The following is a 2,740-nucleotide window of genomic DNA, read 5'->3' on the forward strand; positions in this document are numbered from 1 at the left end:
TATACAACAGCGAACAGTGGATTCATTAAAGTCAGGAAGCCGGATAAGGGTAGCTATTCCGATGCTTGTAGGTATATTATGTATTTTCTGCTCTTACAAGATTTATCAAATAGGCGAGAGAGATACCTATATTCAAAAGCATAGTCCGTTGATCAAGATGCCAATAGTAGGCCGAGTAAATGGTCTTGGTACAGTTAAATCACCGAATAAAATCTATGTGAGTTACAAAGGAACAAGATACACGCTTGAAAGCTCCAATAGACACTTTAGAAAAACAGCGAGGCTTGACAGTATTGACGTACACTTTGATGAATTAACAGATAAGGCTGTTCTACCAAATGTTAAAGTTACAGGTCCTTATTCATTAATTATATTGATAGCTATGACGGGCGTTTTTCTGATTGGCTACACAATCGCCCATTTACGATAAGAAGTTAGTTAACATAATCAACCTTTTACAACTAAACAGCTATGAGAACTCTATTAGCAACTAGTGTAATACTTACTATCCTTGGTGGCTGCACCAACGATAAGAACGATTATCCTCCATTCACTTCTGAACGCCAGTATCGGCATGCTTTATACAAGGGAGGTTATGAGACAATTAAATTCAAACCCAATGGTCAGGTTTATGCCAAAATGCTAGTCAATGGAACAGAAGTGGAAGCAAACGGCAATTATAGGATAAGGAAGAAGCATTACATAGACGTTGCTTTAGCCTCTGGCCCTTACAGAAAAATACATTTTATCAATCCCATTGAAGAAGAGTTGATAGAATCAAACAGAAGCTTTAGGTGGACAAACTATTAAGTTATCAAGATGGTAGGTAAGTACCCTTGTGTTACAAGTATTAGGAAAGTCTCTTAACATAAAAACTGTTATGCAACTCACCTGGGGAAAATACAACAAGCTGGCTAGCAGCATAATTGCACCTTTTTATGAGTTGTTTGTGACGGTCCGGATCAGTTATGACTAAAGTATAACGAGTACTGGTTTATCCGTATTCACTCAGTTATGTTAAATTGAATGATCAAGTACTATTTGTAACAGCCCTAATTACCTAATAGCCTCAAAACAATAGGTATGGTAGCCGGTGCGGGTAAAGATGCGGCCTTTTTGCCCCGCTTTGCCTGGGGCACCTGTGATGAAGCCCCAGAAGTGACCATCGATTATCCCGTTTGTTGGTGATTTGATGCTCCAGAGCTTTTTACCACTAGGTATCTCTACTGCATTCAAGGTGGCCGTTAGGTAGTAGAAAATACCGCTATGGTAGTAAACCTGACTGGTCGTACTCAGCGTTTCTCGCTTTTCCCAGAAGGTCTGTCCCGTGTGAGCATCCAATAGAAACAGGCGGCTGTCGGTGCTGAATACGGCCAGATACTTATCCTCAATCGGTGTAGGTATGGCCGCAAAGCTGGGCAAGGGACGAAACCATATTAACTTGCCGGTGCGCCAGTAGGAGCAGGCTACCGCATTGTTGAGGATAGTGTACATCTTCTCACCCGACAGCGTTAACCACGATGTGTTGAAGGCTTCCGGAAAGTCTTCTTTCAGACGCTCCCGTTCATAAACCCAGTGTTTTTGCGTCAGGTTGTAAAGACCCGTGCAGGCCTGAAACTCGTTGCGGCCTGGCCCCGTCTCGTTATAAATTACCACCAGCAGCGTATCACGGCCTTCTATCACTGGTTGTACATCGGCAATCAAACCGATGTACCGGCTCCAAGAAGCGGCAGCCCGGATGTTTTTACGGCTGTAGCGAGGCATAACTACTTCGACTTCCTTACCGGTTCGGATGTCGCCCTTATACACCCGATCTTCCAAAATGCCCTGTTCATTAAGCGTCAATGGCGTTCCTTTGGTAAAGTAAACGCTGCCCAGACTAGAGCAGTTGCCAAATGCAGAATAACCGGTTATCTGTTTCCAGATGGTATTTCCTGTGCGGGAATCAATACCGTAGTTACGGGGGCCATAATTGTAAAACAGGTACTCCTTGTAGAGGTGTATACTTCCCCTATCGATGAATACTGTTTCAAAATCGCGGATGACATCATTCCATTCCCATTTGCGTCGACCCGTATAGATGTCAAGCAAAGCCATTCTGTCCTTCCTTTCAACTGGGTCGTAGAAGTAAGTATCTAAAATACCATCCCCAATAACAGTTGAATAGCCTATGTTGCCACCCGCTTTGTTTGGATTAGTAGTGTTTGCTACCTGCCAGAGCGGCTTTTTCTTGACAACTAAACCTGTGTCATCTTTCGTCTCAAGCCCCTCTATTTCCTTCCGGCAGGAGAAGGTAGTCGTAACAATCCAGCAGATTGCCACGACTAAAAGTGATTTCCTCATCTGAAAGTAATAGTAAAATGGGGCGGCTAGCACAAAATCGACTTTTCCGCCACGTTACTTAGTTAAGCCAGTATGCATCAAAAGTTTACAAAGAAATACCACAAGTTCGATTCTAATAAGCGGAGTTCGCTACGCTCACAGCGTAAGCATACAGGTTTTCTTTCATAGACCCACGCTCAGAGTGTCACTTTTTCTTCTTCCCTTAGGCCAAACTAAAGACGTTAGTTTTCCTCCAATTCCCCCCGACTCTTTGAGCGTGGGCCTATGAAAGAAAACCTATAAATACTAACGTCCCGACCGAAGGGAGGACCGCATAAAAAAGCCCCGGATGGCTTAGAGCTATCAATCCGAGGCTGGGGCGACTCTCGTCGCGTGGGTGGCCTATCCTCGCGGTTGC

Annotated in this window: 3 protein-coding genes; 2 read left to right on the forward strand and 1 reads right to left on the reverse strand. The window is 43.9% G+C overall.

Going from position 1 to position 2,740, the window contains the following annotated elements:
• The coding region (locus ABD949_RS18295; RefSeq protein ID WP_345245604.1) for a hypothetical protein at window positions 1-430 on the forward strand (430 nt) is incomplete at its 5' end.
• A 41-nt stretch (window positions 431-471) separates the two neighbouring features.
• On the forward strand, window positions 472-810 hold the full coding sequence (locus ABD949_RS18300) for a hypothetical protein (protein WP_345245606.1): 339 nt from the start codon (window positions 472-474) through the stop codon (window positions 808-810).
• A gap of 246 nt (window positions 811-1,056) precedes the next feature.
• Here ABD949_RS18300 and ABD949_RS18305 read toward each other — a convergent pair whose 3' ends face one another.
• Window positions 1,057-2,343 carry an outer membrane protein assembly factor BamB family protein gene (locus ABD949_RS18305; RefSeq protein ID WP_345245608.1) on the reverse strand — a complete coding sequence of 429 codons (1,287 nt, stop codon included), beginning with the start codon at window positions 2,341-2,343 and terminating at the stop codon, window positions 1,057-1,059.
• Between the last annotated feature and the right edge of the window lie 397 nt (window positions 2,344-2,740).

The organism is Nibrella saemangeumensis (assembly GCF_039541915.1).
Lineage (GTDB): Bacteria > Bacteroidota > Bacteroidia > Cytophagales > Spirosomataceae > Nibrella > Nibrella saemangeumensis.

Excerpts from the sequence above, each read along its gene's own strand:
- ABD949_RS18300 (WP_345245606.1), top strand. The coding sequence starts at position 472 with ATGAGAACTCTATTAGCAACTAGTGTAATACTTACTATCCTTGGTGGC.
- ABD949_RS18305 (WP_345245608.1), bottom strand. The coding sequence starts at position 2,343 with ATGAGGAAATCACTTTTAGTCGTGGCAATCTGCTGGATTGTTACGACT.